A 21539-nucleotide genomic window follows, 5' to 3' on the forward strand; every position below is an offset into this window, starting at 1 on the left:
GCTGTTGTCTCTACTGGAGACAACAGCCTACTCATTTAAATAAACGCCTGTTGATAGGCTGTAGATGTGTATAGACAGAATAATACAATAAAAGTGATGATTTAATATTAGGATAACCACACCCAGATTCCCATTTAAACACTGTAACCCTTGAAACAAAAAGTTTTTCAACTAGTGGCTCCTGTGTTAATTCGGTATTTATTCTAAGAGGGTAGTGTTTTTTTGTGGTGGAGATACTCAGCAATAAAGGACCCAAAAAGAAAACCTAAGTCAATATTCTTTATCCATATAACTTTTTGAGATTGTAGGGCTTTGGTTGTAAAATTCCATACCCCCTTAATACCTACCTCTACCAGTTGATCCAAACAAGATTGAGCCAGATCATCATTCACAGCCAGAACAGCTACTTCCATTGGATTTTCTTTCACGTATTTTTTTAAATTGCTCATAGGATATACGGGAATACCATTGATATGAGACTTTCTTATTTTACTATCAAAAGCAGCTTTTATGGAGATTCCATAATATTTGAACTTAGGGTATTCCATTAAAGCCCGGCCAATAGCGCCCAAACCAACAAGTATAACTTCAAACCTGGAATCTAAACCCAATAGATTCCCCAAGGCCTCCTCTAAATCCCTACATAAATAGCCTTTCTTAGGCCAACCCTTAACATTTAAGTACTCCAAATCTTTTCGGACCTGAATAGAGGTAATATGAAGAGAACGAGAGAGAAGAGAGGTTGATATATATTCTTGACCTTCCTGCAAGGCTAAAGTCACTTTTCTCAGATAACCGGGCATTCTACGAAGAGTGGGCAGAGGTAAACGATCTTGTACATCCATAGCTCATTATATTACAAGTTTCTCAATTGATAAATAAATAGTTATTATCTGGATATTGACATATCCTTTCACTATTCATATTATTTTATAGATATTATTTTATAGATACTAAATATCTAATTAGGACACAAAAGATGGAGAGAACCAAGATTGCCATTTGCATGGGAAGTTCATGCTTTTCCAGAGGCAATAGGACAAACTTAGGCGTCATTCAGGAATGGATGGAAAGTAATAAGGCCAATGACAGATTTGAGTTAACAGGGCGTTTATGTTGTGAACAATGCAGCAAGGGTCCCATTATTGAAATCAATGATAAAGCAATAAAGGTTGAAAGCATAGAACACCTCCATCAACTACTAGAGAAAAACTATGACTAAAACTTCACCTATATTTACAGTGGAAGCAGAATGCCAGGACTGTTATAAATGCGTTCGCCATTGTCCAGTCAAAGCCATTCAAGTCAAAAATGCCAGCGCAGTAATCTTAACCGATCAATGTATACTATGTGCCAAATGTGTTCAGGTTTGTCCTTCCCATGCAAAACGTATACGAGATGATAGTTATAGTGTTGAAGAGTTATTAAGAAATAAAAAGGCAATTGCCCTACTGGCACCATCTATTGTTAATACTGATACAAACTCAAAACAAGGGGATCTCTATCAAATGTTAGCAGAGGTAGGTTTTACCCATTTCAGCTTTGTATCCAATGGAGCAAACCTTACCACAAAATATATCAAAGGCTTTCTCTCCAGGGAGGAGGCCAAAGGAACAACCTGGGCATCTTCAGCCTGTCCTGCCATAGTTCGCTATTTATCCATGTATCAGGATCAAAGTAATATCAATATTTTACCAATCCCGTCTCCCCTCCTCATTCAAAGTCAGGTGGTTAAGGAACTGCATCCTCAAAAGGCTATTGTATTTATTGGTCCTTGCGCCGCCAAGAAGTGGGAATCAGATGAGTATCCCCAATACATAGATAAAGCCCTTACAATTGATGAATTTATACAGCTCCATAACCGGATGAGGAAGGGAGACTTTCCTTTACGAAAGAAATGTACATCCCTGGATCGATACCAAGGAACAGGAACCCAATATCCCCTGCCAGGAGGGATGATGACCGCTTTAGGGGAGGATAGGGACATAACCATGGGTGCCCAAAGCTTATCTGGTATCAGTTTTATTAAAGATTGTTTGGAAAATTACACTAATGATGATTCACAAACAATGTTTCTCGATCTTTTAAGCTGTCAAGGAGGTTGTATGGAAGGTCATTGCACATCCACAAAAACAAGCTTTCTTCAACGTAGTTTATTAAAAGATAAAGAACAAAAGAAAAACAACCCTGCCCTGTTAAAACAAGAAACTATTACCCTACCAAAGCATGCATGGCCTATATTAACAAAACCTGACATTCAAACAGATTATGTTAAGATACAGGAATTTCTGAAAAGCATCGGTAAGTATACCAAGGAAGATGAAAAAGATTGTGGAGGATGTGGTTACAACTCCTGTTACGACTTTGCCAGAATGAGTATCAACGGACAAGGGGAACCTAATATGTGCGTTAGTTACCTTCGGAAAGTAGCGGAGAAGAAAGCCGTAGCCCTGCTTCACACCATTCCTTGCGGTGTCGTTATTATTGACAAAAAACTAAACATCGTTGAATCGAATCATCTCTTTCTACAGTACTTTGCTCCCGAAGCAGCAAAGGTTATTGATGATACATCACACCAGCTATTAGAAGGACGTCCCTTAAATAAGTTTGTTCAACTGGAACAATTCTTTGGACTCGTCCTAAGGGACAATAGATTCATATCAAGCAAAAGCTTAAAGGCCAAAGGTAAGGTCTATAACTACTCCCTGTTTCCCATAGAAAATAACAGGATAGCCGGAGGAATATTTCAAGACATTACCCAGGTATTTGTCCAGAGAGAAAACATCATTAACAAAGCCAAATCAGTGCTGGAGACAAACGTACAGACCGTACAACAGATAGCATTTCTCTTGGGAGAAAATGCCTCAGCTAGTGAAGTCATGCTTAATTCTATTATTGAATCCTTTTCAACCTCCAGCGAAAGTGCTAACTAATGACAGACCGATTTTTTGTAGATGTGGCTTCCAATATATGTACGAAGTCAGGAGAAATGGCCGCAGGGGACACTTTTGTCTCCACAAGAGATAAGGAAAGTGGGGAAATTATTTCTGTTCTATCAGATGGTTTAGGGTCAGGAATCAAAGCAAATGTACTATCCACCTTAACAACCCAGATAGCCCTAAAAATGTCCTTGGCTCAACATAAAATAGATCAGTGTGCGAAACTAATCTACCGCAGTCTTCCCAGTTGTAGTTCACGGAAGATCAGCTATGCCACCTTCTCGATTATAAAAGTAGGAAAAAAGGACTTTACCTCTCTCATTGAATATGAAAATCCACCTGCCCTTGTTTTTAGAGGAGATACTATTCTCCACCTAGATCAGGAAGTTCAAAAGTTCGACAGACCCCAGAGCTATCCAACTCATATTAGTAAACGCGAATTTCAGCCCCAAAGGGGTGATCGAATTATATTGTTTTCCGATGGGGTAACCCAGGCTGGGATGGGAAACAAAGCGACCCCCTTTGGATGGCAGAATCCCATACCATTTATTCAGGACATTATAAGAAAAAACCCCACCATTTCGGCCCGTAAATTAAGCGAAATGATGGTCAACAAAGCTAGGTATTATGATACTTATAAAGCCAAGGATGACATTAGTTGTGCAGTCGTTTACTTTCGCAAACCCCGGAGAGTCCTCCTTGTATCCGGTCCTCCCTTTGAGTCCCAAAGGGATCCTCTTCTCGCACAAAAGCTTAAAGACTTCAAAGGTAAAAAGGTAATATCCGGAGGCACCACAGCCCAAATTATCAGCAGAGAATGGCAAGTTCCTGTTACGGTAGATCTCCATATGGGGAACCACAAGCTCCCTCCCTGCTCCCACATGGAAGGAATCAACCTGGTTACAGAAGGAATCCTAACCTTAGCTCGCACAGTGGAGTATCTTGAGGAACCGAACAAGCAAAACAAAGATTCCGGGGATCCGGCTATGAAACTTATAGAACTACTGTTGGAAAGTGATGAAATATTTCTTCTAGGAGGGACAAGGATCAATAATGCCCATCAAGATCCCAGTATGCCAGTAGAATTAGAAATAAGACGTAATATACTCAAGAAACTAAAAGATGTTCTCAAAAACAAATATACCAAATCAGTTCAAATTGAATACTTGTAGGGAGTGACCATATGAAAGTAGAAATATGTCTAGGAACAACCTGCTACCTCTTGGGAGCAGCAGATCTATTAGAGGAATTAAAAGAACTTAATCAGACCCAGTCTTTTGAGCTCAAAGGAACAAACTGTCTACAGGCCTGTAAACTAAGAGATCAATATGGAGCACCTCCCTATATCAAGATAGATGGTCAAATTCTGGGAAACGCTCATATAGACATGGTACGCAGCAATGGATAGAAGATCCAGTCTCATAAGAAGAGAAGTCCTATGCCAAACGGCTAAGGGACTTCTTGCGGGAAAGCCCGAAGAGCTACATAAGATACCCTTCCATATCACCAACAATAATGAAAGCATTAACAGATGCTGTATTCATCATGATAGAGCGGTTATCAGAGCACGGATTATATCAGCCCTGGGATTTAAATATGACCAAATATCTGATGAGACCATCCTAAGCGAATTGTGGGAAAATATACCTGAAGACATGGACCAGGTATCCCCCCAGATCAGCATACTACCCGAAGCTTGCAGCACCTGCCCGGAACAAGAACTATTAGTAACCGATCTTTGCCGCACTTGTCTGGACAAGAGTTGTCAATCCCTTTGTCCAAAGGACGCCATAAGCTTTCATCCCAAAGCCTTCATTGACCAGGACAAATGTATTAAATGTGGTAAATGTCAATCTGGCTGTGCCTATGGTGCCATTGTAAAAACCAAGATCCCTTGTCAGGAAGCTTGTCCTGTCAAAGCGATAGAGCGAAACCATAACGAACCAGCCAGGATTGATCCAGATAAATGCATTGACTGTGGAAAATGTCTAATATCCTGTCCTTTTGGAGCACCAGTAAGTCCTTCTTACATGGGAATGGTTGCCAAGAAATTATTTCAAAAAGAGGTCCCTATGGTAGCCATGTTAGCACCATCTATACAAGGCCAACTTCCCGGGACCTACAAGCAACTCCTTAATAGCTTATACCTACTAGGCTTTGATTATGTAACAGAAGTGGCCTCAGGGGCGATCGAGACCATAAAAGCAGAAGGACAAGAATTGACAGAACAACTAGAAGAAGGGAAAGGTTTTATGACTTCCTCCTGTTGTCCCGTATATCAGCGCTTAGCCCATATTCATATACCTGATATGGTTAATCATATCAGTGAGACCCCCTCGCCTCTAACATTCACAGGACGTCAATGGAAGAATAAAAACATTTTCCGGGTCTTTATTGGCCCCTGTCTGGGCAAAAAGAGAGAAGCCCGTCTTAATGGTTCTGCTGAAGCTGTTCTGACGTTTGAAGAATTAGGAGCACTTCTCGTAGCTAAGGGAATACAAGTAGAAGAGCAATGGGATAATACACTCCAGGAGACATGGAATACAGCTCCTAGAGAAGGACACAATTTTGCTGCTTCAGGTGGAGTCAGTAAAGCAGTGGCTGAGGCCACTGGAATCAAGGATGACAGAATACAGAAGCTAGAAGGAATAGATCGAAAAGCTGTTCTTATACTCAATAGCTATGCGAAACGTCCCGGAACTGTGAACTTCGACTTTCTGGAAGTTATGGCCTGTCAAGAGGGCTGTGTAGGAGGTCCAGGGAATATATGTTCTTCGAAAATATTAAAGAGATCCCTGGAAGAATTCACTGAAAGTACAGTCAAATCTTAATGGATATTGAAATCTTAAATCTATTAGGCTATCTTTTGAGAAAAACAGATCAGTAGGAGTAAGAAATGATAGATAAAATCAAAAGTATTATTGAAACGAAGTACACTGACTACGATATCAAAGTCGAACAAGAAGAAGACAAAGAAAAGGATAAAGACAAAAAAACATTAACTGCGATGAAGGGCTTCGCAAAAGGTTTCGAAATAGAATTAAAAAAAGAGGAAGAACACCCCCAAATATCCTTCACTAGTAAGATCAGAAATTACGCATTATTACTAGCCATTGGAATTGCCGTTGTATTAATGTTTATATACGGAAGCCGTATGCTCATTGCCATGGGATTAGTATCAAATACAGGAAGGACTTTAAGAGCCTTTTATGTCATACCTGCAGTTATTTTTCTCATACCATCATTTATAGTCATTTTTGGAGCCCTTAAGTTTATCAACCCTGTAGACAAAGAACTCCTTAATGAAGTCAAAGAAACTTTGAAAAAAGAAGGCATTGAAAGTCAAATTGATTAACCAGATGAGAATAACTCATTACTTGGTTAATTGTTGTAATATTTCATCAGCCCTATCTGGAGTCACCACTTCATAGGGCACATCAATATAGGAAGCTAGTTTCTTGCCCTGGGTATATTCATAAGCTGTTTTTGCGGCTATATAGCCCTGGGATATACCATTCTGGAAAATGGTAACTTGAAGACTCCCTTCTTTAAGCAGGCGAAGAGCCTCCTCAGTAGCATCAACACCACCAAATAAAAGTCCCCCATCTTTACCCGCTTCCTTGTAAGCGGATATAGCCCCGATGACCATTTCATCATTGTTAGCCATAATTATATCAATTGGTAAACCGGCCTCTATCCAATTTACACTTATATCATAGGCCTGTTTTCGATCCCAAAAGGCTGATTCTTCTACAATGAGACGCAGATCAGGATAAGAATCCAGTACTTCATGAAACCCTTCTGTTCTCATACGAGCCCCTTCAGCATTGGGGTCTCCCACAAAGATAGCCACATTTCCTTGACCTTTCGCTAATTCTGCTAGATAAGCAGCCTGAGCCTTTCCCATAGCCTTTTCCTCAGAAGCAACAAAAGTATCATAGGAAGATCCTATGGAACTATTAACGACAATAAGGGGAACCCCTGCCTTTTTACAGGCCTCCGATATGGGTGCGGTTCCTTCTGAATCCACTGCTCTTATCAATATGGCCTGATATCCCATCGTCAGGAAATCATTTACATCCTTAATCTGAGTCTCCATATCGTTGTCAGCGATACGAATATCAAACAGGGTATTTGTATTTTCCTTATCATAATTATCAATACCCAGTTTTATATAGTATTGAAAAGCTTCTACAGAGATTACGGATACTCCTATTTTTACATTTTCTTTTGCCCTCTCAGAACTGCCCCCGCAAAAGACAGGCAATACCCACATAACCATAAAAAGAAAACTAAGGGTGAATATCTTTTTTTCTTTTATCATAATGAGTTCCAGCCTCCTTATTATCAATCATAAGTTATGGGAGAGTGGCCTTCAAACTTTTTATCATTCCATAACAATAAAAATGTGCATTTTTTACTTCTCTCTCTTAGACTTGATAAGGAGAAAGTCAAACAAGTGTGAGGACAATAGATGAGGTTAAAGGTCAGGACAAAACTTATTTTAGGTTTTATGGTTTTAATATTTATATCACTTTTTATGGGAATATCAGGTTCAATGGGCATACGAAGGATCATTGATCAGACCAATGTGAGCACTATCTCCAATAATATAATTATTAATGCTCAAGAGGCATTAACTAATTCCCTTAGCTATACCCTAACTAATGACTATAACTATTATGCAAATATCAAAACGAATTATAAAAATGTAATAGCTCAAGTTAAGGCTATTGATCCTTTAATCACAGAAGAAGAAAGAAAAGAAACAAAATTGTTAAGTGATAATATGACTTCCTATAATTCTGAGAATCAAGATTATTTTAATATTAACTATCAACTTATGGCAGCGGAACACATTCGAACAGAAATATTTAATGAACTTCAGGAAAAAATGAACTCCTTTCTACAAAAAGAAAACGATGAGAACAGGACATTTATGTTCGTTATTCAAAACCTCTTATTCCACATCAATACAGAAGTACTTCTATCAGATGAAAACAATGTCAATATTCTGGATCAGGAATGGGCGGAGCACTTTAAAGAACTAGAGGTAAATCTAAATTTAACAGCTCGTAGCTGGACTACCCCTTCTAACCTGGCATTCCTAAAAGAAGTACGTGAGGGAATAGATATTTACCGATACAACCTTAGCTTGAGCAGGCAATATGTAGCATCCCAAAACAGGATCATTGAAGAGCAAGCTATTGCAGCAGAGAAAGTTATAAATAGTGCAAAAGATTTTCAATCAAGTGTAACAGCCAATATTAAAAGTGCTGCTAAAAATAACTCCATATTAACAGTAATATTATCCCTTCTGGCTCTTGTTATTGGAATTGCAATAACTACCGTTATAACAGAATCGCTCCTTAAGCAATTAGGAGGAGAACCGTATAATATACAGATGGTAACCTCACGCATAGCCAGTGGTGACCTTAATATTGATTTTCCCAGTAGGGATCTTACTGGCGTGTATGGATCCATGCAGACCATGACCCATGCTTTAAAGGACATAGTAATAACCATAAGCCAGGCTTCCAGTAGAATCACGGCCAATAGTGAACAAATAGCCTCCTCAGCACAGCAAATATCAACAGGAACAACAGAACAGGCAGCAAATATGGAAGAAGTAGCCGCAGCTGTAGAAGAACTAAATTCCAACATACAGCAAAACAGCAATAATGCAGTAGAATCGAATCGAATGGCTCAAAAAGTCGCCAATGATTCCATTGAAGGTAATGAAGCTGTTCTGGATACGGTTAACGCCATGAAGGAAATAGCAACAAAGATATCCATCATCGAAGAGATCGCACGTAGCACAAATCTACTTGCTCTAAACGCAGCCATTGAAGCAGCCAGAGCAGGTGATGCAGGCAAAGGGTTTGCTGTAGTAGCCACTGAGGTACGTAAACTCGCCGAAACCAGTGGATCCTCTGCCAAAGAAATCACCAATATTTCCAAAAATAGTACAGTGAGGGCTGCGGCTGCTCAAAAGAAAATATCAGAGATCGTACCTGCCATGCAGACAACTGCTACCCTCATAGAAGAAATTTCTGTAGCCAGCACCGAACAAAGTAAAGGGGCGGACCAAATCAACAGCGCGATCAATCAACTGGATTCGGTGGTGCAACAAAACGCATCCTCCTCAGAACAATTAGCTTCAATGGCTGATGAACTTCTATCACAAGCCACAAACATGAGGGAAACTATTGCTTTCTTCAAGATCGACGAACAATATGGAGTCACGAATCAAAGTCCCAATCAGAAAGAAATAAAGACCCATGAGTCTAAAAAACTTATGCCTCCTCAAGAAAGCAAAAAGAAAGAACCAATAAATATTGAATTAGAAGAGAAACCAACCCCTGTAAAGCCTAAAGCAACCGAGCCCCCTGCTCCAACGCCCCGCCCAGTGGTACCTCCTACTCCTAAAATGGATAAAGAAGAAGAGGTTATCACCGGCTTTAAATACGACGTATCTGAGGCAGAAAATGATGACTTCGAAGATTTCTAAAACTTATAAACGAAAGACTTTAGCCTCCTTGCTATTGATTAGCTAATTAAAATAATCAATAATTGCAATTCGGAGGATACAATGGCAGGACTATCAGGTAGCGGCTGTGAACTACTCATACCAGAATCAGAATTAAAACCAATACAAGAAATCGAAAAGAGTCTGATAAAACAGTACCGTAAACAATTATGGACTCCTTTTGTAAAAGGGATCAAAGAATTTCAAATGGTGCAGGAAGGAGATTCCATTGCCGTAGCCATATCGGGAGGTAAGGACAGCTTACTGCTGGCTAAATTATTCCAGGAATTCCACCGTCATAGTGGTACGAAGTTTGATCTCCATTTTATATCCATGGATCCTGGCTTCCATACGACTAACAGGGATCAACTTATGTTTAATTGTAGTCACCTGGGAATTCCCGTTCAGATATTCAACAAGCAAGTCTTTGAAGTGGTTGATGAAATCGCTAATGATTATCCCTGTTATCTCTGTGCCCGTATGCGCCGAGGTGCCCTCTATGCCAAGGCAGAAGAATTAGGCTGTAATAAAGTCGCTCTGGGTCACCATTTTGATGATGTTATTGAGACTATCATGATGAATATTCTCTGTTCTGGTAAATACCAAACCATGATGCCTAAGCTCAAATCCCAGAACTTTAACAATATGGAACTCATCCGTCCTCTCTATTATGTCAGAGAAGAGGACATAAAAACCTTTTCAAAACAAAGTGGTTTAAATCCCATGAATTGTGGTTGTATTGTTGCTGCGAAGAAAACCTCCAGCAAACGGCGAGAAGTAAAGGAACTAATTGCCCAATTAGGTAATACCTTCAAAGATGTGGATAAGAGTATCTTTATGTCCAGCAAAAACATCTTTACCGATGCAATCATAGGCTGGTCCAATAAGGGTGAAAAGAAGACATTTCTTGATGAATACTAAGCATTGACCTAACTTGGTTCAACCAGTCAAAAAAGGGGGAAGCAACTTAGAAAAATTCCCCGTTTATATTGTAAAAATAATAGCAAAAAGGCCCTAACAAAGGGGCTTTTTTATTAAAAAGGATGTCTCGATTTATGGTTTTAATCTTGACATAATGACTAATAATATGACAAAAATACAACTATAAGACCTTTTGTATACGCATTGCTATCACTTTATAATATAAAGAATTAATCCACACTTCTTACAATTTTATTAAGGAATTAAACAGCAATATCCTATCCTAATTGAATAGACCCGTATCAAAGAATTACAAGCTATTTTTACAGAAAAAGGGAGGCTACATGAAAATTAAGGGTAAATTTATACTGCCAAACAGCATCATTCTCGTTATAGGTCTAGCGATAGTCTTTATGGGAATCATGATCCCCGTTAGTAACGAGATTGAGCACATGCACCAATTAGAGATCGAAAGACAAACAGATTTGGCATCCACAAATGCAGATTCATGGATTAATGATAATAGAAAACTTATATATTTGTTATCACAAACCCAGGATATTTTAATTCCCTTTCAGAATTCTTCCACAGCTGAAGACATTAGGGGTTTAGATAAAAAACTCCAAGACTGGAACCAGAGACTGAATTACTTTGATACAATTGGCGTTGTGAACAAAGAAGGCCTAGTAGTTGCTTTCAATGATGAAGAACAAGTTGGAGTGTTGAATTTAGCCACAAGAGATTACTTCAGGAAAGCCATAAAGGGACAAGAAGCTATCTCTGATGTGATATTGAGCAAGGTAAGTAATTTACCTGTCTTTGTTCTGGCCGCGCCAATCAAGCAGAATGGTAAAGTAGAAGGGGTACTTATAGCGACCGTTCCCTTGGAAAAGTACAACAAAGAAGTGGTTGACCTTATGCAACTAGGGACAGATGGATTTGCCTATATGGTAGATCACAATGGTGTTGTTATCTCCCATAAAGACAATGATAAAGTAATGAATCAGAACATTAGTAATTATGATTACGGGAAGGAGATTCTTAATAAAGACTCCGGTCTAGTGGACTATACTCTGGATGGGGAACGTTATATTGCAGGATATAAAAAGATTTTCAGTACTGGCTGGCGCATAGTAGCTGAAGTTGCTTATTCTGATATGTTTTCTTCTTTATTAAAATTAAGATCTATTATGCTCTTCACCATGGGTCTGGTTCTTATCTCCATGTTGGGAGTACAGATTCTTATCTCAAGTATCATGGTGAAACGTATTAAAACTATGGCCCTTAACCTTCAGGATATTGCCGAAGGAGAGGGAGACCTCACAAAGCGATTGAAAATTAAAGGTTCAGATGAACTAGATCTAATGGGTGAATACATTAACAGAACAATGATCCGTATTGGCAACATGGTTAGGCAAATAAAAGAGGAAGGTCACTCCCTCTCTAATATTGATTCAGATTTAACAGCTAATATGACCCAAACGGCTTCAGCTATTAATGAGATTACAGCGAACATTGAAAGCATTAATTCCCGAATTCTCAACCAATCAGCTGGTGTGGAAGAAATGCATGCCACCTTGAATGCCGTGGGAGAAGGGATAAAACATTTAGATATACGAATTGACGAACAAATTAAAAATATTAGTAACTCTTCTTCAGCCGTAGAAGAGATGACCGCTAATATTAGTTCTGTTCACCATAGTCTTCAAGCCAATGCCATTACTATGGAAGAGCTGCAGTCAGCTTCTGAATCTGGTTACAAATCAATAGGAGAATTATCACAAATCTTTGATTCGATAGTACAGGAATCGGTAGGATTGGAAGAAGCGAGTAACATCATTCAGGATATGGCTTCCCAGACTAATCTATTAGCAATGAATGCGGCTATCGAAGCTGCCCACGCTGGTAATACTGGTCGTGGTTTTGCCGTAGTAGCTCAAGAAATACGTAAACTGGCCGAAAACTCTGGTTCCCAGGGAAGTAAAATCAGTCACTCCCTATCAGCCCTTAAGGAAAGCATAGACAAAATTGGTGTGGCTCTCGTATCTACGAAGGATAAGTTCGATGTAGTGCATAATTTAAGTCAAAAGACAGTTGAACAGGAAAACATGATAAAATCAGCAATGGATGAACAGGTAACGGCTAACGAAGAAGTGTTACAATCTCTAACGGTTATCCAATCACAAAGTGATAAAGTTAGTAATTCATCAAAGGAAATGCTAGCGGGAGCTAATCAAGTACTGGAGGAAATATCACATCTAGCTGAAGTAACCGATGAGATACGTTTAAGTATAAATGAGATGGCCACAGGAACTGTTCAAATAAACCAGTCCGTTGAATTTGTCAGAGAACTAACCCATAAAACCAGTGACAGTGTGAAATCATTGAATAAGCAAGTCTCTCAATTTATCATTGAGTAGCTTAATAAAGTGGGGAGAGGAAGGATTAAAACCCCCTCCCCCTTTTAAGACTGTTCTTTTACCTTCTATTCTTTTTGGCAATGATCTTAAGACCTTCCAGAATGAGCCAGGGTTCTTTTTCAGTAAAGCGGTCTGTTAATTTGGCCACCACATTAGCACGGCCACCGGTCGCAATGACAGGAACATCCTTACCTATTTCTTTTTTAATACGATCAATCATGTTCTCTACAAGACTGGTATAACCATAAATAACTCCAGACTGAATCGATTGAATGGTATTACGTCCCAGGACTTTCTCTGGTGGTTCCAGCCACACTTGGGGAAGCTGTGCAGTATGAGAGGACAGGGCTTCCGCAGCAGATTGAAAACCTGGAGCAATAGCTACTCCCAGGAATTCCCCCTCATCAGACAAACCTGTAAAAGTCAGGGCTGTACCGAAGTCAACAACAATACAGGAAGATTTAAAGCGTTCATAAGCAGCTACACAATTACAGATGATATCTGTGCCCAGTTCGGATGGATTGGCAATATTAATCTTGATACCCGTCTTGACACCAGGACCTACAATTAATGGCTCTTGACCTGCTAAGCCTCTGGTCATTTCCTGAATCTTCCCTGTTAAAGAAGGAACAACAGAACTCATGATAACCTGATCGAGGTCAGTACCAACTATGTTTTCTTCACGAAGGAGATCCCTAAAGAGAACAGAATATTCATCAGGCATCTTAAAAGGATCTGTTCGCAGCCGCCATTGGCGGACCCAACGATCCTCGTCACAGATTCCAAAAACAATATTTGAGTTGCCTATATCAATAGCTAATAGCATTTATTCCTCCAGTGCTTCCAGGGATGATCCTGACCTGCGATCAATTCCTTTCCATGCTAAGATGACAGCTGTGGATATTATCGCAGCGGCTGCCGCTTCTGCAACACTGTTACCTGCCAGAACACCAAGTATTACAGCCCAGGGAATAGCTCCAAATACGGCTAGGGCAGATAATACAAGAATAGAGTTCACATAGCTTCCTACAATAGCAGAGACAACCACTGCAACTCCTTCGAACTTCCCCTGGAATAACCGATAGGCTCCCCAGGTAGCTAATCCAATAAGAATACGGGGGGCAACAGAAATCAAAGGATTAGTAAAATAGGGATCGATAGGACCTGTTGACCCAATAGAGGCTTGAATTAAACTAAACACACCAAAGATCAATCCAGTAATCATACCGACTATGGGCCCTTCTAAAATGGCCCCTATAATAACCGGCACATGCATAATAGTTAGAGAAGCTCCTGAAAACCATGGAATAAACCCTAGATGGGTTATTCCCATAATGATAGAAATAGCAGACATAACACTGGCTACAACAATCTTTCTAAGTCCACTGTTTGATTTGTTCATAGAATAACACTCCTAACTTCCCTTCAACAGAGAAGATTTTTATCAATATAAGAAGAATAAGAAGGATGGTAGTATTAAACATCCATCTATAATCAGCAGGACATTTGGCAATGACTCGTAAGCGGGTTCTTTTACCACTAGTATCATAACCTCTGGCTTCCATAGCTTCGATGAGATGTTCAGAACGCTCTAAAGCATTAATAAATAAAGGAATAATCAGAGGGAAGCGACCTGTTATATTCTGGAGAAAACCTTTCTTTTTTCCTAAGTCTGTCCCTCTGGCCTTCTGAGCCATAGTCAATCGATCCAGTTCTTCTGCCAACAGGGGAATAAAGCGAAAAGTTAAGGTAATGATCAACCCCACGGTATGAGTGGGAAGTCCTTTTTTCTCCAGGGGATAGAGAATCTCCTGAACCGCATGGGAGAGATCCGCCGTGTCCAATACCCTAGTGAATAACCGGAATAAGAAGAGGACATTAATCAAGCGAAACACAAAATGACAGAACAAGTTTATATCGTAGGTAGAAAACTCAATAAAAGCCCAGTGATACCAGATAGTAGTAGAGTCATCTACAACCACAAAAAGAGTCTGAAAAAGTCCTAAGAGAAGGATGACAATCCAATACTTACCAATAGCAGCAAAAGTCCCTGAAAGGGATACAGTACTTTGACTATAGAGGTATCCCAGATAAAGGAAAATCAGAGGTGACCCCAGATAAGGTGAGGCCACAAAGGCCGACACCATCAGGACAATCAAGACAAAAAGCTTTGTACCAGGACTATGATCATGAATGCTTTTAGTAGGCATATTCTGCTCCTAAAAGCTTATCCCATTGCTTCCAATCTGCTATCATGGGAAGATCTAATCCTTTCTGCCGGAGATAATTACTGAGCTCAGCCCCTGGAGGGAGGTCCAAGGCAGGCCAGTTCTGAACAAAAAACTCCTGAGGAGTTTTTATAACCTGAGCTTGTCCCTGGGCCAAATAAAGGATTCTGTCACCTCTGGCTGCGGTTTCCATATGATGGGTAGCAATTATCAGGGTAGTCCCTCCTTCCTGCAGCCTATCCAACATAGCTTCCATTTCTTCCATGGCCATAGGATCTAATCCGGCTCCCGGTTCATCCAGAAGGAGGAGGTCCGGCTTTAAGGCGAGGACACCGGCGATAGCGGCTTTTCTTTTTTCACCACCACTGAGGGTTCTTACCTTACGATCTTTGAAGAGCTTAAAAGGTAATCCAGCCATTTCCATAGCGTCCCTAACCCTGAGGGCAAGCTCTTTTCCTTTGATCCCTTGATTGGAGGGACCAAAGGCCACATCATCCCCTACATAGTTCTTGAATAACTGGAAAGCAGGGTTCTGCATAACCAATCCCTTCACCATGGTTGTATCATTCCACACTAAGGAGCCCTCCAGGGATGTTTTTACCCCCCCTAAGAAATGAAGCAAGGTTGATTTCCCTGCCCCCGTTTCTCCTGTCAGGATCAGTCTTTCCCCTTTATAGAGTGATAAGTGATCCAGATGAATACCATGTTCTGAATTGGGATATTGGTAATGAAGCCCTTCAATGACTCCCAAGAGAGGTCTTGAAGGGGCTTCTTCTGTGGGGAACTGGAAAGAGGTCTGTCGAAGCTTCTGATAAAGTTGGGCACTAAAGTCTTTTAATTCCAATGGTATGGGTTTGAAGTTCAACGCTCTGCCCCTGTCTATCCAGGGAAAAGTTTTGTAGGGAAGTTGATCCAAATCTGGAAGGGTTAATAAATCCCGGGGGGTAAAAAGCCCTTGCAGAACACCTTTATGTATTAGAATGACCTGATCAGCACGAAGTAATTCATCCAAATGATGTGTCACACTAATGATGGTCCCCCCAGCCTCTCTATATTCATCCAGGAGATGCAATAACTCTTTTCTTGCTTGAGGATTCAACATAGAAGAGGCCTCATCCAGGATAAGACAATCAGGATTAATGACTAAAGCACCAGCCAGAGCCACCCGTTGCTGTTGCCCTGCAGATATTTGATCTGTTCGGGCTTTACGGTATTCACTCATATGAACATCATCAAGAACTGTTGAGATCTGTTCTTCCATACGTTCTGTGGGCCAGCAGAGGTTTTCCATAGCAAAGGCGACATCCTCTTCTACTATTGAAGATACGATTTGGTTCTCAGGAGCCTGGAAGACCATGGCTATCTTTTGACGGATAAGAACTAAATCATGACTATCCTGAGGATTTAAACCTTCGACAGTAATGCTTCCCTTATCTGGTTGAACCAGACCATTAATCATGCGAATGAGAGTACTTTTGCCACTTCCATTAGTGCCTGCGACACAATAATAGCGACCCTTTTCGATATCAAAATTGATATTATCCAAGACAGGAGTGTCCTGATGAGAGTAGTATTTAGATACTTGGCGTATCTCTATAAAAGCCATTTTTCTCTCCTCTGAGACAGAGGAGACAGGTTAGGCAACCAATCTATTATTATCATATTAACCTCACGTCCCGGTCCGTTTCGGATCCAAGCGTTATGGATTTAAACTAATAGAAAGGTCGCACTTCGTCAAGAATCAAACAGGATACCCACGAGGTGTTATGATGACATCCCCCCATCTGCGGCTTTGACTATTACCTATAATGACAGTGGAGTTCATATTCATATTTTCATACAATGCAGACATTTGCTCTAATGTACTGATCTGAATATCACAGGCTTCCCTATAGGCAGCTGTCACCATTCCCACAGGAGTCTGAGGAGACCGGGATTGAAGGAAGATTTGCCGTGCTTCTTCTATAAGGGAGACACGTTTCTTACTCTTTGGATTGTATAAGACAGTCACAAAATCCCCTTGGCTTGCCAATTCTAATCTTTTGACAATAAGGGATCTCTCAGTAAGAAGATCACTTAAAGAGATCACCGCGTAGTCATGCATGAGGGGAGCCCCTAATAAAGCAGCACAGGAATTAGCTGCTGTGATTCCCGGGACAACCTGGATATCCCTGCCCAGTCCCCCCCCCTTTTTCCAAAGTTCATAGGCTAGTCCTGCCATACCATAGACTCCGGAATCCCCACTGGATACAATGGCTACGGAGCGTCCTGTGAGAGCCTGATCGACAGCATACTTCACCCTGTCAATTTCTTTGGTCATTCCCGAAGTGAAGCATTCTTTATTCTCTATTAATGGTCCTAAAAGATTAAGATACTTTCCATATCCTACGATAAGTTCAGACTCTTCCAGAGCTGTTCTAGCTGCAGGAATAATATAATCACCATCACCCGGTCCTATTCCGATCACATACAATTTAGGTTTTATCACGTATCTCTTCCTCTTCCTCTGCCACAGCTATGGTAACATCTTTATAGATTTGTTTAGATAGCACCAGATGGCCTCGTCTGGAGGCTAAAAGGGCACAAGGTTCCGCCACAGCTCTCACCCCTAACTGGCGCAGGGATACAGGATTGTCTTGAAACTCACCGGGACAATGATTGATTTCCTCTTTAGTATAGAACTTGAGGGGAATAGCTAATTCATGGAAATACCCAAGTAATCCTGCTTCGATTTTCTTTACTTCAAAGCTTCCCCCCAAACGAAGGGAAGAGAGGGGAATATTGTGTGCGTCCAGTGTCTGTTCTACAGCTTCTTTTATTTGGGCTGCAGGAGTGCCTTTTCTACAGCCAATACCGATCGTTCTAAAGCGGTTTGTATCACTGGCTGTTGTTATGACAGCTTCTGCATCCAGGATAGTGGCCACCTGAGAAGCCAGACCGTTCGCCCCTCCTTCATGACCAGATAAGAGACTGATGGCATAACGTTGGGCATCGTCCACAACAACCACTGCAGGATCGGAATATTTAGACTGGATATAGGGCGCAATCATACGGACGACAATCCCTGTAGCCATCACAAAGATAAGCCCCTCATACTGGGTGAAGAAGAATTCCATATGAGCCTTTAACCAGCCCTTTTCCAAGGAATGATGATGTACACAATTCTCCATAGTCTGTTGTAATAACAGTCCTGTGGTATAAGCTGATTTGGTTATGGTGATGACTCCAATCTTCATGAATTATCCTTTTGGTGACCTGTTCTATAACCATGGGAGAACTGGCCATCATAGAGTTTGGACATTTCATAAAAGAAAGGTTCTTCCTGGGCACGTAGAACATGACCTACCATTACCAGAGCATGTTTATGAATCCCTTCCCTACTCACCTCTTTCTCTATGGAACCTAAAGTACTGGGAATAATCTTTTGATCCTCCCATGACACCCGGTACAAGACATAACAGGGAGTATCAGCGGGATAATACTCCTTTAATTGCTCTGTGAGCCTTCCTATCTGATTCACAGACAGGAAGAGAACCAAAGTAGCCCCAGTTCTGGCGAATGCTTTAATATCCTGTCCTTCAGGAACAGGAGTTCTCCCGGCTAAACGAGTGAGTACAACAGACTGGCTAACTCCTGGTAAGGTTAACTCCTGACATAAAGCGGCAGCCCCAGCCTGGAAGGAACTGACTCCAGGTACCACTTCATGGTCTAATCCCTGTGACCGGCAGTAATCTATCTGCTCCTGAATGGCTCCATAAATACTGGGATCACCAGTGTGAAGGCGGACAATGAGTCCTTCCTTCCGGGCATGTTCCTCATAGATACTAGTGACTTCCTCATAATTAAGGGAAGCTGAGTTATAGATTTGAGCCTTTGGGGAGGCATAGGCAAGGAGCTTTTCATTAACAAGAGAGCCAGCCCAAATGATAATATCAGCCTGTTGAAGCAGACGATGCCCTTTTAATGTTATTAGTTCGGGATCACCAGGTCCGGCACCTACAAAGGATATCTTCATTCTCCTTTCTCCTGAGAAGGGACATGAATAATGGCTGTAGAGAGGTAAGCCTCTTCCTGATGAATATCGTTTAAAGAGGGGAAAATCTTTTCTCCTTCTAATCCCACTCGACTAACAAGGGCACAATGATCTGTTAAATCTAATCTGGCCATGAGTTCCTGAAACTCCTTCAAGCGATTAGAAACTTTATAGATTACAATCGTATCAAAGTAACTTAAGAGTCCTTCAATCTCATCCAGGTTACGAGGAAGAGGAATGAGAGCCATCTTCTGTTTGCCGATGACCAGTTCCTTATCCAAAACAGCGGCAGCGGCATTCATAGTGGATATACCCGGAACAGTGTTGACTTCGATATGATCAGACTTATCCAGAAGAGCTTTCTTCAAGTAAGTCCATGTACTATAGATAGAAGGATCCCCTAGTGTGATAAAGGCCCCTGTCTTGCCCTGAGGTAATAAGGTGAGGATCTGGTCAGCAGCGTCCTTCCATTTGCGAGCTAATAAGGTTTTATCCAATACCATAGGGAACTCCAGTTCCTTGATTTTAGAAGGTTCAACCCCTGCCTTAAGGACGATATCCAAGGCTAGGGAATCTGATTTAATTCGAGCCTTGGGAGCAAATACAATATCCGCTTCTTCTAAGAGACGTTTAGCCTTAAGGGTAAGAAGCTCTGCTTCTCCCGGCCCTATCCCTATCCCGTAGAGACGGGTAATAGGATCATGATGCATAATTTGTTATCCTTTAATTCGGGTATATTATTAAGACGGTATAGGGTGTATTCCTCTGTTGCTAGACTGATGTCTTTACATAACCAGACAGAAACATTCTCCCAGCCTTTCTTCAATAACTCCTGACTAATGTTATGGGGTGTATTCTTTGGGTCTGTCAAAAAAATAGCCCCCTTCTGAATATTTAAATTCTGTGCCTGTGAAGTTAGACTCTGGCCGTGACAACTCACCAAGTCCATATCCTGCCATTCGATCCCTAAATGAGAACAAGCCACCTGATAAGCACTAATTCCGGGAATCACTCGATATTGCTCTGGGGAAAAACGCTTTCTCACTCGTTTTAAAAGACTGTGATATCCTGGATCACCTGTCACTAAGAGGGCACAATTATATTCCTCTGCCAGAGTATCCAAAGAATTAAGTAATTCCTTTATAGAGCCTTTTAGAGGAACAAGTTGTTTATGATGTTCCTCCCGGTACATTTCAAGGAGCCGGGGCGATCCCAGAAGAACCTCCGCATCTTTAATACACTGGATGGCTTTAGGCAATACATAATCCTTGTGTCCAGGTCCCGTTCCTATTACATAAAAGCCTGGCATAAGGCCTCCAGTGTAAGTTCAGAATTGGACCACCCTAAGGGTCGGCCTTTTAGGTCCAGCACAATGGTTTCCAGATGATATCTATGTGCCTCTTCTCCCTTATTCGTTAGATACTTATCCAAACGTTCATAACAACGCTTTTGAGCCCTTTGGGCAATATAGTTAAAGCAGGAATTAAGATGCCAATTCTCAATCAAAGTAACCGCTTCTTCAGCTAAAGACAAATCAAGAATCTGTCTCACTTGCTCAGAGCTTCCCCCTGCTAAAGCTAAACAGGCGGCAATAGTCTCTAATCGGGCATCTCCATATTGGCTATGGGTATTAAACATTCCCGCAGCCACCTTCGTCAGTTTACCAATATGAAAGGGTATTAATAGCTCAGTAATACCACGCCTTAAACATTGTTCAAGGGCAAAGCCAATAAAATCGCCCACAGAGAGGGCCGCCTCATCAGGAATATGAGTTTGACCTAAGAACTTATCCCCTACGTACCCACTGCAGATAACTAAAGATTGCCTCTGGGTAGCTGTAGCCCTTATAACGATTCCCAGAGAAGTCAAAAAGGCCTTTTCCGAATAGGGTTCCACCACGCCTGTGGTTCCAATAATGGATATTCCTCCCTGAACACCGACCTTTGGATTCCAGGTTTTAAGGGCCATCTCTACTCCTTCAGGAGCAGAGATTTGAATATTCACCCCCCTATTTATTTGGTTTTCGTTCAGGAGAGTCATCACTTCTTGGTAGATCATCTTACGGGGAACAGGGTTAATAGCCGCTTCTCCTGGAGGGATAGGCAAACCTTCTCCAGTCACCATACCAATCCCAGTGCCTCCAGTTAGTTGAATACCTTCTATATGATTCCAACTTACTTGAGCTGTTATTTCGATACCATTTGTGTCATCTTTATCATCACCCGAATCTTTTACCACTGTAACAAGAGCATACTCTGAGTTTAATTCTGAGTGTGCAAGAGGTATGGTTATGGTTTTACCACTATAGACACGGCTACTGGAAGGAAGGGTTACTGAGACATCTTTCTGGGTTTTACCTAAGATTAATAATTGAAGAGCCGCTTTAACTGCAGCCTGGGCAGTAGTGCCTGTGGTATACCCCCGGCGTTTCCCTTCAACAGAACCGAGAACTTCCTTGTAATTCACAGG

General features: G+C 41.1%; 21 protein-coding genes. 9 read left to right on the top strand and 12 right to left on the bottom strand.

Annotation, left to right across the window (positions count from 1 at the left end):
* Positions 1-203 precede the first annotated feature (203 nt).
* A complete protein-coding gene (locus tag K345_RS20870) occupies positions 204-845 on the bottom strand; it encodes a redox-sensing transcriptional repressor Rex (RefSeq protein ID WP_053228254.1) in 642 nt (213 codons plus the stop codon).
* 119 nt (positions 846-964) lie between these two features.
* Here K345_RS20870 and K345_RS0111475 point away from each other — a divergent pair, with 119 nt between their 5' ends.
* The 6 genes from K345_RS0111475 to K345_RS0111500 all read left to right on the top strand — a co-directional run bounded on the left by K345_RS0111475 (position 965) and on the right by K345_RS0111500 (position 6294).
* Complete coding sequence (locus K345_RS0111475; RefSeq protein WP_028974262.1) at positions 965-1222, top strand: (2Fe-2S) ferredoxin domain-containing protein; 258 nt, start codon at positions 965-967, stop codon at positions 1220-1222.
* Positions 1215-2933, top strand: a complete 1719-nt coding sequence (locus K345_RS0111480) for a [Fe-Fe] hydrogenase large subunit C-terminal domain-containing protein (RefSeq protein ID WP_028974263.1) — start codon at positions 1215-1217, stop codon at positions 2931-2933. The genes K345_RS0111475 and K345_RS0111480 overlap by 8 nt, the downstream gene beginning before the upstream one ends.
* Positions 2933-4111 carry a SpoIIE family protein phosphatase gene (locus tag K345_RS0111485; protein ID WP_028974264.1) on the top strand — a complete coding sequence of 393 codons (1179 nt, stop codon included), beginning with the start codon at positions 2933-2935 and terminating at the stop codon, positions 4109-4111. Before K345_RS0111480 ends, K345_RS0111485 begins: the two co-directional genes overlap by 1 nt.
* 11 nt (positions 4112-4122) lie before the next feature.
* A complete protein-coding gene (locus K345_RS0111490; RefSeq protein ID WP_028974265.1) occupies positions 4123-4347 on the top strand; it encodes an NADH-quinone oxidoreductase subunit NuoE family protein in 225 nt (74 codons plus the stop codon).
* Entirely contained in the window at positions 4340-5770 is a 1431-nt protein-coding gene (locus K345_RS0111495; protein ID WP_028974266.1) for a [Fe-Fe] hydrogenase large subunit C-terminal domain-containing protein, read from the top strand. The genes K345_RS0111490 and K345_RS0111495 overlap by 8 nt, the downstream gene beginning before the upstream one ends.
* Positions 5771-5835: 65 nt before the next feature.
* Positions 5836-6294 (top strand): hypothetical protein, encoded by a 459-nt coding sequence (locus K345_RS0111500; protein ID WP_028974267.1) that lies wholly within the window; start codon positions 5836-5838, stop codon positions 6292-6294.
* Between the two features lie 18 nt (positions 6295-6312).
* Here the strand turns inward: K345_RS0111500 and K345_RS20875 are convergent, their stop codons facing one another.
* A complete protein-coding gene (locus K345_RS20875) occupies positions 6313-7263 on the bottom strand; it encodes a substrate-binding domain-containing protein (RefSeq protein WP_053228255.1) in 951 nt (316 codons plus the stop codon).
* A gap of 150 nt (positions 7264-7413) precedes the next feature.
* Between K345_RS20875 and K345_RS22415 the strand changes: the two genes are divergently transcribed.
* From K345_RS22415 to K345_RS0111520, 3 genes are all read left to right on the top strand, one after another.
* On the top strand, positions 7414-9450 hold the full coding sequence (locus K345_RS22415) for a methyl-accepting chemotaxis protein (RefSeq protein ID WP_053228256.1): 2037 nt from the start codon (positions 7414-7416) through the stop codon (positions 9448-9450).
* Positions 9451-9531: 81 nt separating this feature from the next.
* Positions 9532-10389, top strand: a complete 858-nt coding sequence (locus K345_RS0111515) for a tRNA 2-thiocytidine biosynthesis TtcA family protein (protein ID WP_028974268.1) — start codon at positions 9532-9534, stop codon at positions 10387-10389.
* A 344-nt stretch (positions 10390-10733) separates the two neighbouring features.
* Positions 10734-12809, top strand: a complete 2076-nt coding sequence (locus tag K345_RS0111520) for a methyl-accepting chemotaxis protein (protein WP_028974269.1) — start codon at positions 10734-10736, stop codon at positions 12807-12809.
* Positions 12810-12867: 58 nt separating this feature from the next.
* Here K345_RS0111520 and K345_RS0111525 read toward each other — a convergent pair whose 3' ends face one another.
* The 10 genes from K345_RS0111525 to cbiD form a co-directional block, all read right to left on the bottom strand.
* On the bottom strand, positions 12868-13635 hold the full coding sequence (locus K345_RS0111525; RefSeq protein WP_028974270.1) for a type III pantothenate kinase: 768 nt from the start codon (positions 13633-13635) through the stop codon (positions 12868-12870).
* On the bottom strand, positions 13636-14211 hold the full coding sequence (locus K345_RS0111530) for an ECF transporter S component (RefSeq protein ID WP_028974271.1): 576 nt from the start codon (positions 14209-14211) through the stop codon (positions 13636-13638).
* On the bottom strand, positions 14186-15019 hold the full coding sequence (locus K345_RS0111535; protein WP_028974272.1) for an energy-coupling factor transporter transmembrane component T family protein: 834 nt from the start codon (positions 15017-15019) through the stop codon (positions 14186-14188). The genes K345_RS0111530 and K345_RS0111535 overlap by 26 nt, the downstream gene beginning before the upstream one ends.
* Positions 15009-16643, bottom strand: coding sequence for an energy-coupling factor transporter ATPase (locus tag K345_RS0111540; protein ID WP_028974273.1), 1635 nt, complete (start codon positions 16641-16643; stop codon positions 15009-15011). Before K345_RS0111540 ends, K345_RS0111535 begins: the two co-directional genes overlap by 11 nt.
* Positions 16644-16778: 135 nt before the next feature.
* Positions 16779-17525, bottom strand: a complete 747-nt coding sequence (gene cobJ / locus K345_RS0111545) for a precorrin-3B C(17)-methyltransferase (RefSeq protein WP_028974274.1) — start codon at positions 17523-17525, stop codon at positions 16779-16781.
* Positions 17512-18273 carry a cobalt-precorrin 5A hydrolase gene (locus K345_RS20885; RefSeq protein ID WP_053228257.1) on the bottom strand — a complete coding sequence of 254 codons (762 nt, stop codon included), beginning with the start codon at positions 18271-18273 and terminating at the stop codon, positions 17512-17514. Before K345_RS20885 ends, cobJ begins: the two co-directional genes overlap by 14 nt.
* On the bottom strand, positions 18270-19052 hold the full coding sequence (gene cobM / locus K345_RS0111555) for a precorrin-4 C(11)-methyltransferase (protein ID WP_028974275.1): 783 nt from the start codon (positions 19050-19052) through the stop codon (positions 18270-18272). The genes K345_RS20885 and cobM overlap by 4 nt, the downstream gene beginning before the upstream one ends.
* On the bottom strand, positions 19049-19780 hold the full coding sequence (gene cobI / locus K345_RS0111560) for a precorrin-2 C(20)-methyltransferase (protein ID WP_037572113.1): 732 nt from the start codon (positions 19778-19780) through the stop codon (positions 19049-19051). The genes cobM and cobI overlap by 4 nt, the downstream gene beginning before the upstream one ends.
* Entirely contained in the window at positions 19744-20379 is a 636-nt protein-coding gene (gene cbiE / locus K345_RS0111565; protein WP_028974277.1) for a precorrin-6y C5,15-methyltransferase (decarboxylating) subunit CbiE, read from the bottom strand. The genes cobI and cbiE overlap by 37 nt, the downstream gene beginning before the upstream one ends.
* The gene (gene cbiD / locus K345_RS20890) at positions 20361-21536 is read right to left on the bottom strand and encodes a cobalt-precorrin-5B (C(1))-methyltransferase CbiD (RefSeq protein WP_053228258.1); all 1176 of its coding nucleotides are present in this window, start codon (positions 21534-21536) and stop codon (positions 20361-20363) included. Before cbiD ends, cbiE begins: the two co-directional genes overlap by 19 nt.
* Positions 21537-21539 lie beyond the last annotated feature (3 nt).

Source organism: Spirochaeta cellobiosiphila DSM 17781, from assembly GCF_000426705.1.
GTDB classification, from domain to species: Bacteria; Spirochaetota; Spirochaetia; order DSM-17781; family DSM-17781; genus Spirochaeta_E; species Spirochaeta_E cellobiosiphila.

Bases quoted from the DNA above. Each gene is read 5' to 3' on its own strand.
- K345_RS20870 (WP_053228254.1), bottom strand. From the start codon at position 845: ATGGATGTACAAGATCGTTTACCTCTGCCCACTCTTCGTAGAATGCCC.
- K345_RS0111480 (WP_028974263.1), top strand. From the start codon at position 1,215: ATGACTAAAACTTCACCTATATTTACAGTGGAAGCAGAATGCCAGGAC.
- K345_RS0111485 (WP_028974264.1), top strand. From the start codon at position 2,933: ATGACAGACCGATTTTTTGTAGATGTGGCTTCCAATATATGTACGAAG.
- K345_RS0111490 (WP_028974265.1), top strand. From the start codon at position 4,123: ATGAAAGTAGAAATATGTCTAGGAACAACCTGCTACCTCTTGGGAGCA.
- K345_RS0111495 (WP_028974266.1), top strand. From the start codon at position 4,340: ATGGATAGAAGATCCAGTCTCATAAGAAGAGAAGTCCTATGCCAAACG.
- K345_RS0111500 (WP_028974267.1), top strand. From the start codon at position 5,836: ATGATAGATAAAATCAAAAGTATTATTGAAACGAAGTACACTGACTAC.
- K345_RS20875 (WP_053228255.1), bottom strand. From the start codon at position 7,263: ATGATAAAAGAAAAAAAGATATTCACCCTTAGTTTTCTTTTTATGGTT.
- K345_RS22415 (WP_053228256.1), top strand. From the start codon at position 7,414: ATGAGGTTAAAGGTCAGGACAAAACTTATTTTAGGTTTTATGGTTTTA.
- K345_RS0111515 (WP_028974268.1), top strand. From the start codon at position 9,532: ATGGCAGGACTATCAGGTAGCGGCTGTGAACTACTCATACCAGAATCA.
- K345_RS0111520 (WP_028974269.1), top strand. From the start codon at position 10,734: ATGAAAATTAAGGGTAAATTTATACTGCCAAACAGCATCATTCTCGTT.
- K345_RS0111525 (WP_028974270.1), bottom strand. From the start codon at position 13,635: ATGCTATTAGCTATTGATATAGGCAACTCAAATATTGTTTTTGGAATC.
- K345_RS0111530 (WP_028974271.1), bottom strand. From the start codon at position 14,211: ATGAACAAATCAAACAGTGGACTTAGAAAGATTGTTGTAGCCAGTGTT.
- K345_RS0111535 (WP_028974272.1), bottom strand. From the start codon at position 15,019: ATGCCTACTAAAAGCATTCATGATCATAGTCCTGGTACAAAGCTTTTT.
- K345_RS0111540 (WP_028974273.1), bottom strand. From the start codon at position 16,643: ATGGCTTTTATAGAGATACGCCAAGTATCTAAATACTACTCTCATCAG.
- K345_RS20885 (WP_053228257.1), bottom strand. From the start codon at position 18,273: ATGAAGATTGGAGTCATCACCATAACCAAATCAGCTTATACCACAGGA.
- cobM (WP_028974275.1), bottom strand. From the start codon at position 19,052: ATGAAGATATCCTTTGTAGGTGCCGGACCTGGTGATCCCGAACTAATA.
- cobI (WP_037572113.1), bottom strand. From the start codon at position 19,780: ATGCATCATGATCCTATTACCCGTCTCTACGGGATAGGGATAGGGCCG.
- cbiE (WP_028974277.1), bottom strand. From the start codon at position 20,379: ATGCCAGGCTTTTATGTAATAGGAACGGGACCTGGACACAAGGATTAT.